12 protein-coding genes and 1 other RNA gene are annotated in these 12,610 nt (G+C 53.2%); 6 read left to right on the top strand and 7 right to left on the bottom strand.

The features are described 5' to 3' along the window. Positions 1-170: 170 nt before the first annotated feature. From AB1L42_RS15260 to AB1L42_RS15245, 4 genes are all read left to right on the top strand, one after another. Positions 171-842: a hypothetical protein gene (locus AB1L42_RS15260; RefSeq protein WP_367057384.1), complete on the top strand. Its 672-nt coding sequence runs from the start codon at positions 171-173 to the stop codon at positions 840-842. Between the two features lie 137 nt (positions 843-979). Beyond that, positions 980-1,891: a metallophosphoesterase gene (locus AB1L42_RS15255; RefSeq protein ID WP_367057381.1), complete on the top strand. Its 912-nt coding sequence runs from the start codon at positions 980-982 to the stop codon at positions 1,889-1,891. A gap of 17 nt (positions 1,892-1,908) precedes the next feature. Continuing rightward, on the top strand, positions 1,909-2,709 hold the full coding sequence (locus tag AB1L42_RS15250) for an endonuclease/exonuclease/phosphatase family protein (protein ID WP_367057378.1): 801 nt from the start codon (positions 1,909-1,911) through the stop codon (positions 2,707-2,709). A 10-nt stretch (positions 2,710-2,719) separates the two neighbouring features. Continuing rightward, a complete protein-coding gene (locus AB1L42_RS15245) occupies positions 2,720-4,234 on the top strand; it encodes a sialate O-acetylesterase (protein WP_367057375.1) in 1,515 nt (504 codons plus the stop codon). A 46-nt stretch (positions 4,235-4,280) separates the two neighbouring features. Here AB1L42_RS15245 and AB1L42_RS15240 read toward each other — a convergent pair whose 3' ends face one another. Genes AB1L42_RS15240 through AB1L42_RS15230 form a run of 3 tightly spaced genes read right to left on the bottom strand, consistent with a single transcriptional unit; the run spans position 4,281 to position 7,016 of the window. Then, positions 4,281-4,937 carry a hypothetical protein gene (locus tag AB1L42_RS15240; RefSeq protein WP_367057372.1) on the bottom strand — a complete coding sequence of 219 codons (657 nt, stop codon included), beginning with the start codon at positions 4,935-4,937 and terminating at the stop codon, positions 4,281-4,283. 20 nt (positions 4,938-4,957) lie between these two features. Continuing rightward, complete coding sequence (locus AB1L42_RS15235) at positions 4,958-6,454, bottom strand: serine/threonine-protein kinase (protein ID WP_367057369.1); 1,497 nt, start codon at positions 6,452-6,454, stop codon at positions 4,958-4,960. Further along, entirely contained in the window at positions 6,447-7,016 is a 570-nt protein-coding gene (locus AB1L42_RS15230; protein ID WP_367057365.1) for a sigma-70 family RNA polymerase sigma factor, read from the bottom strand. Before AB1L42_RS15230 ends, AB1L42_RS15235 begins: the two co-directional genes overlap by 8 nt. 145 nt (positions 7,017-7,161) lie before the next feature. Between AB1L42_RS15230 and AB1L42_RS15225 the strand changes: the two genes are divergently transcribed. Both AB1L42_RS15225 and AB1L42_RS15220 read left to right on the top strand, forming a co-directional pair. Next, positions 7,162-8,598, top strand: coding sequence for an FAD-binding protein (locus AB1L42_RS15225; protein ID WP_367057362.1), 1,437 nt, complete (start codon positions 7,162-7,164; stop codon positions 8,596-8,598). Continuing rightward, positions 8,595-9,041, top strand: coding sequence for a hypothetical protein (locus AB1L42_RS15220; RefSeq protein ID WP_367057359.1), 447 nt, complete (start codon positions 8,595-8,597; stop codon positions 9,039-9,041). Before AB1L42_RS15225 ends, AB1L42_RS15220 begins: the two co-directional genes overlap by 4 nt. A 59-nt stretch (positions 9,042-9,100) precedes the next feature. Here the strand turns inward: AB1L42_RS15220 and AB1L42_RS15215 are convergent, their stop codons facing one another. The 4 genes from AB1L42_RS15215 to AB1L42_RS15200 all read right to left on the bottom strand — a co-directional run bounded on the left by AB1L42_RS15215 (position 9,101) and on the right by AB1L42_RS15200 (position 12,549). Next, positions 9,101-9,280: a hypothetical protein gene (locus tag AB1L42_RS15215; protein ID WP_367057356.1), complete on the bottom strand. Its 180-nt coding sequence runs from the start codon at positions 9,278-9,280 to the stop codon at positions 9,101-9,103. A gap of 91 nt (positions 9,281-9,371) precedes the next feature. Further along, positions 9,372-11,036 (bottom strand): winged helix-turn-helix transcriptional regulator, encoded by a 1,665-nt coding sequence (locus AB1L42_RS15210; protein ID WP_367057353.1) that lies wholly within the window; start codon positions 11,034-11,036, stop codon positions 9,372-9,374. 382 nt (positions 11,037-11,418) lie between these two features. Further along, positions 11,419-11,778: a transfer-messenger RNA gene (gene ssrA / locus AB1L42_RS15205) on the bottom strand. Between the two features lie 201 nt (positions 11,779-11,979). Then, complete coding sequence (locus AB1L42_RS15200) at positions 11,980-12,549, bottom strand: Uma2 family endonuclease (protein WP_367057350.1); 570 nt, start codon at positions 12,547-12,549, stop codon at positions 11,980-11,982. Positions 12,550-12,610 lie beyond the last annotated feature (61 nt).

Below are 12,610 nucleotides of genomic sequence, written 5' to 3'. Positions count from 1 at the left end.
TTTCGATCCCAGCCCAGCAGAAGTTGCTTCACCGAATCCGGTACTACCACTTCAATACCTGACCAAGAGGGGCTCATGACCGGGCCCTCGCCTGAGACGCCAGTAGGGCGCGCCCACCGTTTCACGACCGGCCGATTCGAGACGAGTCGGTCTGTCGATAATGCGAGATTATGGCCACGACAACCGCCTCGAAAGAGATCACCGAAGATCGCATCTATCACATCAGCGGCCACGCTCTGCTTGCTATGAACGCAGGGTTTCCCATTGAACTGCTGTCGGTCAATGGATTCTCAGTCGCCGACCTGTCCCGCATCGGTCCGCAAGTACAGCGGCTCGATGAGTGGACCATGATCCGTATGCCAGATTTGCAGTATCCACCTGGCACGTTCCCACATACTCGATTGATGGAAAACCTGTGCCACTTAGCCTTGGCTGGACCGATCCTGGAACTTCTTCATCGAGGTCGGCCCTGCACAGTATCGGCGATCAAGGAACACGAGCACGACTGGCGTCAAGCATGGACAGCGGCCGGATTTCTTCACCACGATGAGACAGAGCGAGTCGCCTATTTGGACCGGCAGATTGCTCTTGGAGAGCGATATATCAGTTTGCCAAGCTGGCAGGAATATATCGGTCCGATCACACGACATCTGTCGACAAACGGGACGATGGAAGGTTCAGGCGTACAAGCGATTTGGGATCGAATCAAAGATGAGCACGAAGCTCGTTCGCGACGCCCAGTCTGTCGCCAACGAATTGAGTTTGAGATTGACGACGATGTGGCCCTTCAAGAGCAGCTTGAATGGGAAGCCATGTGTGATGAGGAGCCTGACATGGAATAGAAGAATGGGCGTCCTCGGTTGCGAATATGCAGTTTGTGCAGTCCGCCACGTTCGCCATTCACTTTGAGAATGGGATAGATGTCATGGTATGATGTAGGCTTGACGAGTTTGAGATGTTGTTATGAAAGTCGCTCATCATGCCTATCCATCTGGCCAATTTGAATCGCAGATGTTTCCTGCAAGCTGCCGGCGCGATCGTGCTGTTGTATGGTCGTGGTGCGAATGCCGCTGAGCCAACGGACGTCGAGTCCGATCTTGTCTACTTGCTCAATGACACGCACATTGGAGAGAAGCACCCGCCGGATTCCCCGGTCCCAAGTCACCTGCGTCAGGTCGTCACTGAGTTGGTGGATCGACCGACGAAGCCAGCGTGCGTGCTCATCAACGGCGATCTGGCACTCAAGGATGGTCAACCGGGAGACTATCGGCACTTTGCCAAGCTGATTCTTCCGCTTCAGGAAGCAGGGATTGAGACTCATCTCACTCTCGGTAACCACGATCATCGCGAAGCGTTCTATGAGATTCTGAGCGAGCAACGCCCAGAAAAGCCTCCTGTCGAGTCTCGACACATTGCCGTCGTCGAGACGCAGCATGCTGATTTCTTTTTGCTCGACTCGTTACAAAAAACGATGGTCACTCAAGGCACGATTGGAGAGTCGCAGCTGAAATGGCTGGCTTCTGCCCTCGACAGCTTGAAGACGAAACCTGCGATCATTGTCACGCATCACAACCCGCGTCTCGGCGGTGATCCACTGCACTTTCCCGGCGGACTGATTGACTCCCAGGAACTTTGGGAAATCATCGGGCCACGCACGTGGGTCAAAGCCTACATCCACGGACACATCCATGATCGCAGCTATGCTGAGCATCAGGGCATTCACATTCTCAACACCCCCGCGACGTCCTACGTTGCCGACCCAGAGAAGTCGACAACTAGTTGGACGACAGCGAAGCTCACTGCAAATGACGTTACTCTCACGACTCACACCACCGATGCTCAGCATCCATGGAATGGTGAATCCAAAGTTCTGAAGTGGCGGTCGGCATGATCAGAAGCACTGATAAAATGAAACGATTGTTCAAGGTCTTACTGCTGTCGTTCGGTGCTCTATTGCCAGTGACAGTGAGTCAAGCTCAGGATCCGGTACGACTGCGGGTGCTGAGCTACAACATCCATCACGCCGAAGGAGTCGATCGCAAGCTCGACTTGGAGCGGATCACAAAGGTGATCCTTTCAGTCAGTCCTGATGTGGTGGCCTTGCAGGAAGTCGACCAGAACGTAAAACGGACTGGCAGCATCGACCAGCCTGCGGAACTGGCCCGACTGACGGAAATGAAGGTCATTTTCGGTGCCAACATCGAACTTCAGGGAGGCCACTACGGCAATGCCGTGCTCTCTCGATTCCCAATCGCCCGGCACAAGAACCATCTTCTTCCGACCATCGACAACGGCGAACAGCGCGGCGTCATCGAAGCGGAAATCGAAATACCGCAAGCAGATCAAACAGTGCTGTTGCTGGCCACGCACCTGGACCATCGAGCCGATGAACGCGAACGCCTCGAATCGGCGAAGGTCATCAATGAGCTGATTGCAAGTCACCCTGAGCAGCCTGCATTGCTGGCGGGCGACCTCAACGCGACACCTGAGAGTGAAACACTTCAGCTGTTTGAGAAGATGTGGACTCGGGCAAATGCAAAACCGATGGCCACAGTACCCGTGAACAAGCCGACAAAACAAATCGACTTCATTTTGCATCGTCCGGCGAATCGCTGGAAAGTCGTTGAAGTCAAAGTCCTCGACGAAGCCGTCGCGTCAGACCATCGAGCGATCTTCGCCGTTTTAGAACTCCAGACTGAACGTGATTAGGTTCAACCGAATGAAGCACTGTCTCAATCTGATTATCGCGATAGTCCTTCTCGGCGTCGGAGTTCCTGAAGCCTCCGCCGAGCTACGTCTGGCTGGCATTTTTGCTGATCAGATGGTTCTGCAACGCGATCAGCCGATTCCGGTTTGGGGCTGGGCGGAGGCAGGTGATAAAGTGACCGTCATCCTTCTCGATCAGACAAAGTCGGCCATTGCCAATGAGCATGGCGCATGGTCAGTCACCCTGAAACCCTCGGAAGCCGATTCGCATTGTCGGCAACTGCGAGTCGAGAGCGGCGAGCAGGCAATCGTGGTCAACGATGTCCTGGTGGGCGACGTCTGGCACGCGAGTGGTCAATCGAACATGGCCATGACCGTTGGTGCGATGGCGAAGGAACTGGAACCGGTTGCAAAGGACATTGCCGCAGCTGAACTGCCTCAGCTGCGATTCTGTCGCATCAACGAACCTGAAAGCTCGAAACCGTTGAGCGATTTGCGTCAGAGAGCAACCTGGTCAGTGTGTGGTCCGAAAACGGTTTCGCATTTTTCTGGCGTCGCGTTCTACTTCGCTCGTCGGCTCGAAACAGAATTGAATGTCCCGATCGGCGTGATTGACACCTCGCGTGGCGGAACACCGATTGAACCTTTCATTCCGCGAGCGGCGTTCGATTCGCACCCGACTCTCAAAAAGGAATTGGAACTCGGCGACCGGGAAGACCTCGAAGGAATCTGGAAATTGCCAGGTGGAGTCCGAGCCCGTGATGCCAACTGGTTGCCAGGTCGGCTATTCCATTCTCGACTTGCTCCAATCAGCCGGTTGGGTGTCCGAGGGGCAATCTGGTACCAGGGCGAATCGAACAGTGGTGTGCAGGAAGATCCCCGCGACTATCAGCATAAGATGCGGGCCTTGATCAATGGCTGGCGTGAGGCATTTGGGAACGAGAAGTTGCCTGTTTATTTCGTGCAGCTTCCCGGCAGTGGCGCTGGCGAGGGCTGGCCTTACCTGCGGGAACAACAGCGACTCGCTACCGATCTCCCAAACACAGGCATGGTCGTGACTCTGGACCTCGATGGTGCTGGGATTCATCCACCGAACAAGATTGATGTCGGCGAACGACTGGCCCGCTGGGCATTGGCGAAGGACTTCGGTCGGTCCGTTCCATTCAGCGGTCCGATGTTTGAACGGCAGGAGATTCAGGGAGACAGAGTCATTCTGCACTTCAGCTATGCCGAAAGTGGCCTTATGGTTGCCGACAAAGATGGTCTTGCCGAACCACGCGAGACACCGCAATCAGAGCTGGAGTATTTCGAGGTGACAGGCTCATCCGGCAAATGGCACCCAGCGAAATCCACGATAGACGGCAAGAAAGTGATCGTCACCTCCGAAACTATCACGTCGCCGATCGCAGTTCGGTACGCCTACGCCATCAACCCGGAGAACTGCAATCTCTACAACCGCGACGGCCTGCCCGCATCGCCGTTTTGCTCGCGACCCGAGTTGCTGAGCTACGATCCGAAGCTGCCTTAGCGAAACGAGAAGCCACGTGGGAAACTGAAAACAAGTTCAAGTTGTGTTATGGAGTTCTCATTTCCGATTCATCTTTCAAGGCTTTCGTGCTATTGGCTCTACGAAGAATCAAAGGCCGCGATCTGAACAACTTGTCCTTGTGTTTGATCACGTTTTCTTGAAGTTGGGCCGTTGGCATCGTGAACACTGTCATCTCGACGAACTGTGATGGCTCAAGTTTTATGTGAGGCAGCTTCTCCTGAGTTGCGATAAACGCTCGGTCATCTGAGACGGCAGAAAACTCGATGGTGTCATCCTTCATTGTGAGCTTCCCGAACCAATAAACGGGCATGCCGTGTGCAACTGGAGGTCCGATCGGCAAATCTCGTGGAATAAGTTGCGCAAACAGCTCGTTCTCAATCTTTCCGACTTGAAACCTCCAGACCTCAGGAAACTCAAGGCCGTGAGATTGACTCTCCTTCCTGCTTTGCAGCCATTCCTCGGGAATGGTCAGATCGTATGTTGAGGTGTCATATCCATCCAATTCGATCTTGATCTTCTGGATATTTCCATCCTTGTCGGGTAATTCCAGCATCCACTCTCCACTCAGATCGGAATCCTTGAGCAGGTTCCCATCGGTCAACAACGGATAGACTGACCCGGTGCACCCAAGAACTGAAGCCACATAAAAAGCCGACAAGGCAAGTAAGCATCTATGATTCATCTCCCACTCCTCAAAGCTGATCACCGTGATTGAAAGGCAGAGTCTCCAAATGCGATTACCGAGCACGTAATTGCAGCACAGACGCCAAAGATGATTGGGCTTACAGCAGACATCATTGCCAACACAATGGCGAGAATCGCCCACCCTGTCCCAATCCAGCGATACGTGCCCCAGAAGTTGCCACTTTTCGCAAAGAACACTGTGGATGAAATCGCCGCCCAACAGGGGTAAAACAATGCAATGGCCTCAGCCAAGTCAGAATGGCAAATGATCCTTAGCGAAATCATGCAGCTTACTGAGCCAACCATATGGCCTAGCCAAACAGACCAGATTTCCCTGCGAGCGTGATCGGTTCCTCTGGTAACTGGCTGACTGGCGAGAAAAGTTGCGAACAGAGGAACGTAACCAACGAACATCGTCATCCAGACCGCGTACTCTGCGGCTTCATGGTTCAATAGCCACCATGCAGTAATCCCACTGAGAGCAAGGATCGGAGCGACGACAGACACCAACAAGTTTCGCAGCCGAGGAAAATGCTGATTCCATTTTGGACGATCCAGCCAGCTTCGGAGTGCATTCGCTAACTCAGCAGCTGTCGAGTATCGCTCCGCAGGATTTTCAGCAACGCTTTTATTGCAAATATCACGCAGTCCTGGCGGGATTCGACTTTCGTTGTCAATCGACCGCTTCAGCGTTGCCCGCAAAGTCGCTCCGAGCGCATAAACGTCTGAGGAAACGGATCGCATAACGAGTTTCTCGCTATTTTGCCGTTGTTCCAATCCACTTCTAATCTCTGGAGCCAGATATGCTGCTGTGCCACCGACACTCAATGCGGGAGCGAAAGTGTCCATCACCTCCGCCACGCCAAAGTCCATGATCAGCGGTCTGTCGGTTTCTCGCTCAATCAGAATGTTCTGTGGCTTGATGTCTCCGTGTAAAACTCCATGGCGATGAACAACATCAACAGCCTTGGCAATACTTTCGATGTAGGTAGCAACTTGCTCGGGAGACAAGGATTCCCGAATCGCCAACTCTTTGAGACTGATTCCATCAACGAGCTGCATGGAATACCAAGCCGTGCCGTCGACTTCGCCGACCTGGTAAACAGGTACAATGTGCTCATGAGCCACGGTGGCAGCGAGTTGCGATTCCTGACGGAAAAGCCGCCGTATCATCTCGAAGTGCTCAGCGCTTGAGATGGCAATTTGATCGGGCCGAATGACTTTGATTGCGTCAACTCGTTTTGTTGTCTGGTGCTGGGCACGATAGACAACACCCATGCCGCCACGACCTAATTCAGTCAATTCGCCGTATTCGGGTAGAACTGGCGGTCCGCCGAGAGCCTTGAGAGCAGTCCGTACGGGCGATGCGATCTCGTCGACAAACAGATAATGCCTTTCGTGATCGGCGACTACGTTGCCGCACGAGGACAATTCTCCTCGCTCCAACGCCCGCTCAATTTCAGCGAAAGTCTCATCGTAAGAAAGCATGTTTGCGTTCGGACTGTCCTCAGTCATTGCCCCCTCCCTCGATCAGTTCTACGAGACGTTGGCGGCCGCGATGCAACAGCCCTGCCGTCGCAGATTCCGAAATGTCAAGTGCATCGGCAACTTCTCGGAGTGAGAAGCCACGGAGGTGTTTGAGGATCACTGCCTTCTTTTGACTTTCTGGGAGCGATTGAATTGCTGTCAGCATCAACGATATCTGCTCGTTTTTTTGGACGACTTGGCTGGGTGACGTGTCCTCGGCAATCAGAACATTGTCCAGTTGCACAAATGAGTCTTCGATGTCAGCTGCTCGCAAACGGCGTCGATGGTCATTCTTGAGTGTTTTGACATGTTTGATCGCGTCCAAGACGTTTCGCTGGAGGGCTGTACGTAGCCACGAAAAAAATCGCGCTTCATCCAGGTCTCCAAGTGAGTTGCTCGAACGATGAGCTTCCATGAGAGTTTGCTGCACGAGATCTGATGCCTCCAGTTCTCCTCGATAAGTCGGGAAAATGAGCGCCTCGGCCAGTGTCAGTAAGATTGGCCGGAATCGAGTGATTGCTGACTCTAAATGTGAATTGGCAGATTCCATTTCTTGATGTCCACCTTCTCAAGCGACATTCGCTGCTGTTTTGTGCGCGGAAAAAGAAAAAACAGGATCAACCGCGCAAAAAAAGAACGTAGATGTCGCCTATTAGGTAGAGATTCTACCAAACCCATCGAAGGAAGGCCCGGTCATGCGCAAGGCCAACTTTGGACGCAACATCGTCCTGAACGCACAGCACTTCTATCAGCCCGAATCAGAGGATGCTGTACTGGCAATACTGAATCAGCATCAGGGACAACAGATTCGTTGCGTCGGAAGATTGCACTCGTGGAGTCCGGTCATTGACGCAGATATGGTGCTGCTGGATTTGCATCGGCTGCAAGGTGTCGAGGTGATGCAACGGGATGGACGCAAGGTTGTTCAAGTCGGTGCTGGCTGTCAAATCAAACGTCTGCTCGCTGAGATCGAGAAACAGGGGCTTACTCTCCCATCGGTAGGTTTCATTACGGAACAGACGATTGCCGGTGCGACCTCGACAGGAACACATGGTTCTGGGAGGCACTCGCTTTCTCACTACGTTGTTGCAGTCCGGGTGGCTTGTTACGACCCGGCAACCAAGAAGGCTGTCATTCGGGAGTTCAATTCTGGTGACGAGTTACGAGCAGCTCGCTGCTCACTGGGAACTCTGGGAGTCATTCTCAGTGTGATCATGGAATGTCGAACTCAATACAACGTCGAAGAACATTTTCGAGAGTACCTGAGTGTCGAGGACATCTTGAAGGCAGAGGAGTCATCCCCACTAACGCAGTTCTATTTTGTTCCTTGGCGTTGGCGGTACTTTGCACAGCACCGTCGAGAAGTCGACGCCGAGAAGTCAACTTCGGTGAAACTCTATCACTGGTACCGATTCATTGTGTTTGATGTCCTGATGCACCTGGTCATTCTGGTAACAGTGAGAGTGATCCGATGGCATGCGGTCACAAAGGCTCTCTTTGCACATGGAGTTCCCAATAGTGTGATTCGCAACTGGCGCGTCATCGGAGAATCAAGTTCTCAGCTGGTCATGGAACACGAGCTGTTTCGGCATGTGGAGATCGAATTATTTGTCCAAAAGGAGCATCTCGCTAATGCGTTGGTCCACCTGAAACAGACTCTGATTGCGGCGGACTCCCATAATACCGAACTTCCACGTAGTTATTTGGCCGAAGTCAGCAAATCGCAATGCAGCGAGAGTCTGAACGAAATTCGGGGCGTGTATTGCCATCATTACCCGATCTGTATCCGCAAGATTCTGCCCGACGACACGCTGATCTCGATGGCAAGTCCCTCGGCGCATGAGGCTGATGGACAAACCTGTGACGAACCCAACTCGGCCTGGTACTCGATTACCCTGACGAATTACCACAGAGGCCAGGCACGAAAGCCCTTTGATGAGCTGGCAACATTCCTCGCAAAATCAATGTTCCGCCTTTTCAAAGCACGAGTACATTGGGGCAAGCTATGTCCCCTCTCAGTCGAGGAACTTCGGGAGTGTTATCGGGGCTTCGAGGAGTTCCGCAGCATTCAGCGAAAAGTTGATCACGGTTGCGTTTTTACGAATACATGGACACAGGAGTTACTTCAATGAAGGGAAATCAGAAAGCTAAATGGCTTCGTTTGGGAGCGTTGATTGCATTGCTGTCACTGCCTGCCGGTGACATTGAGCTCTTGGCGGAAGAAGAACGATCTTGGGATGGAGCAATCCATTTTGTTGACGCAAAAATGATCCTTGATTTTCATGGTTATGACCGGGGCACCTGGAAAGATTTGCGAGACCTCCGAATTTACTCGCATAAATCAGACACAGCCGGTTCCAAGGTGACGTTTCGGCTTGTCGCTGACGCCGGAAAACCTTTGCAGGCGACCTATCAGGGAAAGATACGAGTCGAAGTTGACGGCATGTCCGCCACGGTTCAAAAAATTCGTTTCATCCGTGATAGGCAACACGCTTCGTGGAGGGTTGATCCGGCTTTCATCGAGAGATTGGAATCGTCCGTCGACAAGAGATCAGAACACGTAGAGGGGATGTAAGGCCGCTTTTCCAGTCCGAGTAATTCTATCCTCACAGGGCTATTTGCAGAGATTCTCGCCTACGCAGCATTCAAGTAGTAGTGCTTCAGCAAGCCACCGAGCCGCTCGTTGCAATGATGCCCGAACTTCCGGTTTTCGGAATCATCTTCAGTTTCATTGTTGGGTGGTTTGATCAACAGCGTGTCGTCTTTAGTCTGATGGGGACGTTCTTCGTGATAGTGCTCAACCGCCTCGGCCACGATGTGGTCCATGTGCTGCTTGCCAAAGCGAGTGAGCTGTTTTGGCTGTTGGCCACCGGAGTTTCAACCAATCGTGCCCTCGGTTGCGGCTCTAGGCGTCGAGCAATCCCCGTTCCCGCAGCTTTTGGATGTGGCGGTGGACCGTCATTCGTGACTTTCCGATCGCCTCCGCGATCTCTCTGACGGTCTTTCCTTCCTTCGTCATCTCGGCGATACGATCAACTGATTTGCGGCTCGTGTAAGCCTGGGGTTGCTCCAGGGTCGGATCGTCACCGGCCTCCTCGAAGACTGGTTGCAGGTATTCCTCGACTCGCCGAATCGCATCGTAGACCTTGCCAAACGGTCTGTTGGTGTAGACGTCGGACAGTTTATCGGTGGTCACAGGGCTGCCATGCAGTAGAAACACGCCGGCCACCTCGCCATCGGAAAACCGACGGATCAGGTCTCCTGCCGTCTTCCTGAGGTGTTTGAAGGGCAGCTTCGTGATTTCGTTTCCATCGTCGATGATCCGCTTGTGCAGGCGCGAGAATGTGTTGGGAATCTGGCGAGACGGGTTTCCGTTGGCGCTTCTTTGGTCCAGCGGCATTCCCTTGCTGTTGAGAATAGCGGGCTGGTCGGGACTAGGGTTCCTCTGCTTTAGTCGACGCGCCATGACCCATTCCAGCATCTTCACGGTCTGCCCAAAGAGTAAATACTTCCCGACAATCGTGGTCTTGTTGCGGACCAGTGATACGAATGAATCGTCGTCTGTCGAGTGAAAGCCAAAGACCTCTTGCTCATCTGCTGGCAGAGCCTGATGCAGGAAGATTTCGCCGATCGTCAAGGTGGCGATCTCCTTGGTCCCGAATCCGCAGTTCAGGCCGAGCATCAGATAGAGGCGCTCGGTAGGAGTGGCATAGCGATTGAGCAAACGCAGTTCATCGAGCTGAAACGTGTCGACCTTGCGAATCCGTTTCTTGACCGTCTCTGTGTCGAGCGGGGTACTGCGGTCAATGTCGTCGATGTCTTCAGGCTTCCGCCAGGCAAAGTCTTTCGAGCGATGCAACCATTTGAAGAACCTGTGCAATTCTCCCACGTAATGGCGAACCGACGAGGCGCTCATTCGCTGTTCTTTTTGGCCTTTCTTCGTCCGCTTCATCGGGCGTTGCCGCCAGAAGCGGTACATTTTTTCGATGTAGTCGTAGTCGATCTCAGCAAGAGGGACATCCTCATGCCGATCTTTCAAGGAGTCAATCTGCCCGAGCTTCGTGTGGGCATACTCGGACAGTGTCTGAGTCTCGTCATCGAAATAATGCTGCTTGATCCAATCCTCATACGCCTCGAAAGCCTGATGCAGCGTCTTCCCGTCATCCGTCATCCTGCGGTAAGGCGGATTGATCATCGAGTCCAGCAGGTCGCCCTTGCCAACAGTTACATCGCCGATGTTTGCTTTCAGCGGCGGAGCCGCAAACACGTCATGCTTCCGCCAATAGTCTTCATAGGGGTTGTCTACGAGGACGACCTGACGCATGTCGATCGCGTTGTCGCCGATTCCGATCGTGTACCGCTTCTCGTCAGTGGGGACAAAGCGCAGGAAGCTGAAACGATTCTGGATTCGCTGAAGCCGGGTCGCGTAACTTGTTGGGGCTTCGTCATCTGGCACCGGAACAAGGTGGACCTTGTCAGCTCCCCTGGCAAGCTGCTTGCCGATCTCCAGGGTGACTTCATCCCACAATGCTGTGCCGTCAGGAGCGTCGCCATCAATCTTCTCCCACAACTGGCGGAGTCGGTCGTCGCGTCGCTCTGCTTCACGCTTGTCGGTCCCGAGGCGGAACTTGTGTTGGACTCGTGTTCCCTTGCTGTTCAGTTTCCAGCCCAGCTGTCGAGCGTATTGACCCTGTTTGTCTGGCTTCGAGAGCCGAGCCGTCCGCGCTGCCATTTCCGCTTTCCCATCCGTCCCAACGATAGTGGAGTCATAGTCCGATTCCCCAGAATACGGATGAAATCGGACTTAGAAAAGTCTCGAATCGGACTATTTGTCGGACTACAAGTCGGACTATTCGGCCAAAACGGGGGTGTGGGACAAGCGTTTTGGGACAGGACATTTCCGCAACCACAAATAAAAACAGCCACTTGCGTCATTTGCAAGTGGCTGTTTGTAATGGAGGCGGCGGGAATTGAACCCGCGTCCTGTGAGCCGTAAGGTGCAGCTTCTACGTGTGTAGTCGCTTGATTGTATCTCACCGCCTTTGGCTCGAACGACAAAGCCTCTGGCTGGCCAGGTTGCAACGAATCTTACTTCAAGCGTAGCGACCAATGACTTGAAGCCAGCCTGATTTTGTGACCGGTTTTTGACCTCCTCAGGCAAGGATGTCGCAACCGGGGAAGCCTAATTAGGCAACCATTGCAAATCGATTAGGAGTTGCAGTTATTGTTTGATCAGCTTTTTACGTGGCCAACTGATCAACCACGACACGCGACCGACACCATCAGAGAACCAGTCGAATCCGATCGCCCCCGAGTCTGTCGAGCCTTATCATCCTAGCTGTCAGGGCAGGTTCGTCAAGGGCTTTCGGTTTTCATTGAGGTGAAATCTGAACGCCGATCTCGACCAATGCGGGTTGGAAATCGTGGGCCGATTTCAAGGTGTCGCTGTGATCCGTGGAGATGTTATTGGGAGAGGAACGCTACTCTCAATTGTGGTTTCGAGGACAAATGGCTCAGACCCAATCGGGTTCGCGGAAGAGTTCACCGACATTCACCTTGAAGTTCTTGAGATCGGGGGCTCCATGCAGCGTCTCGAACTCCGTGAGTCTTGTGGCGCCTAAGCCGGCTCTGCGGAGGATGTGGACCGTTTTGTTGTCGGGGTCGATGACCCAAACTGTCGAGACACCGCAGCGATGGTAAAGAGTGATTCGCTCGTTGATGTTGGAACGTCGATCATTGCTGGTGGCTAATTCAACAACGAGAGTCGGAACTGAGTCTGTGTAGTCTTTGTCGGATTCACTGAATCGTTCGCCGGATGTGAAATAGCTGACGGCTGGATGGAGAACGGTGTCGGGTGCTGATTCAACGTGCAGTCCGAGGTCGAAGCAGGGGTAGCCGATCATCTCGGAATGGACGTAAGCAGAGAATGCTTTCGAGAGATTTAAGACAATTGTGCCGTGTTCAGGGTCGGGGGGTTGAAGCGAGACCGGAACGCCGCGAATCAGTTCCGCCCATTGGCCAGCATCAGGAAGTTCCCAGCGGTGAAGAGAGAAATCCTCTGCTGTCATTGATCGTTGAATCATCTTATTCACCGATATGGCTCAGTCGGGGTTGAGCAGGTTATTCGTTCGAGGTTGCGAATCG

It is taken from the genome of Thalassoglobus sp. JC818 (genome assembly GCF_040717535.1).
Taxonomy (GTDB): Bacteria; Planctomycetota; Planctomycetia; order Planctomycetales; family Planctomycetaceae; genus Thalassoglobus.
The sequence above is the reverse complement of the archived record's forward strand: the minus strand, read 5'-3'. Positions and strand labels throughout refer to the sequence as shown.

Bases quoted from the DNA above. Each gene is read 5' to 3' on its own strand.
- AB1L42_RS15245 (WP_367057375.1), top strand. From the start codon at position 2,720: ATGAAGCACTGTCTCAATCTGATTATCGCGATAGTCCTTCTCGGCGTC.
- AB1L42_RS15240 (WP_367057372.1), bottom strand. From the start codon at position 4,937: ATGAATCATAGATGCTTACTTGCCTTGTCGGCTTTTTATGTGGCTTCA.
- AB1L42_RS15250 (WP_367057378.1), top strand. From the start codon at position 1,909: ATGAAACGATTGTTCAAGGTCTTACTGCTGTCGTTCGGTGCTCTATTG.
- AB1L42_RS15220 (WP_367057359.1), top strand. From the start codon at position 8,595: ATGAAGGGAAATCAGAAAGCTAAATGGCTTCGTTTGGGAGCGTTGATT.
- AB1L42_RS15235 (WP_367057369.1), bottom strand. From the start codon at position 6,454: ATGACTGAGGACAGTCCGAACGCAAACATGCTTTCTTACGATGAGACT.
- AB1L42_RS15260 (WP_367057384.1), top strand. From the start codon at position 171: ATGGCCACGACAACCGCCTCGAAAGAGATCACCGAAGATCGCATCTAT.
- AB1L42_RS15255 (WP_367057381.1), top strand. From the start codon at position 980: ATGCCTATCCATCTGGCCAATTTGAATCGCAGATGTTTCCTGCAAGCT.
- AB1L42_RS15230 (WP_367057365.1), bottom strand. From the start codon at position 7,016: ATGGAATCTGCCAATTCACATTTAGAGTCAGCAATCACTCGATTCCGG.
- AB1L42_RS15225 (WP_367057362.1), top strand. From the start codon at position 7,162: ATGCGCAAGGCCAACTTTGGACGCAACATCGTCCTGAACGCACAGCAC.
- AB1L42_RS15200 (WP_367057350.1), bottom strand. From the start codon at position 12,549: ATGATTCAACGATCAATGACAGCAGAGGATTTCTCTCTTCACCGCTGG.